We start from the raw sequence: 505 nt of genomic DNA on the forward strand, positions 1-505 counted from the left end.
TATTGGGTTTTATATCAACGCTTCTTTTTGTGCTTATTCCTGTTGCCTTTGTGGTCCGCATCATTTTTACGCGTTTGTTGAAAAAAAAGATCAAGCAGTTGGATCAAGAAATCTGGCAGCGGAGGAAAACCGCTTCTCAACAAAACAGCGCGTGAAGGGAGGGCAGAAAATGATAGATATTATTGTTGTACTCTCGTGGGGTGTGGGCTTGACGCTTTTCACGCTGCTTTCTGCTGTGGTCACGATGTTCATTTGGGCATTGTATTATTCTGCTTTCAAGCGGGAGAGACTGTATTGCCAAGTGAGAAAAGAATTAAGACGTGTGCTTAAAGAACCGGTTGCGTTTGAACCGCCCAGTGGCGAAACACCGATGCTTAAGCCGTCATTTGAAGAAAACGCTTCGAAAGCGTTTTCTCTTTCTGATGAGGATATTCTAACGATGGACAGTGCAACGGCACTTTTAAAGAGTTTGGGATGGAAAGTGGAAATTGAAGGAAAAAGCGAT

General features: G+C 43.4%; 1 pseudogene. It reads left to right on the forward strand.

The features are described from left to right. Positions 1–169 precede the first annotated feature (169 nt). A pseudogene (locus ACFINC_RS11960) lies at positions 170–505 on the forward strand (hypothetical protein); the annotation flags it as partial.

The sequence above is a fragment of the Bartonella sp. AP58NXGY genome, assembly GCF_042195785.1.
Lineage (GTDB): Bacteria > Pseudomonadota > Alphaproteobacteria > Rhizobiales > Rhizobiaceae > Bartonella.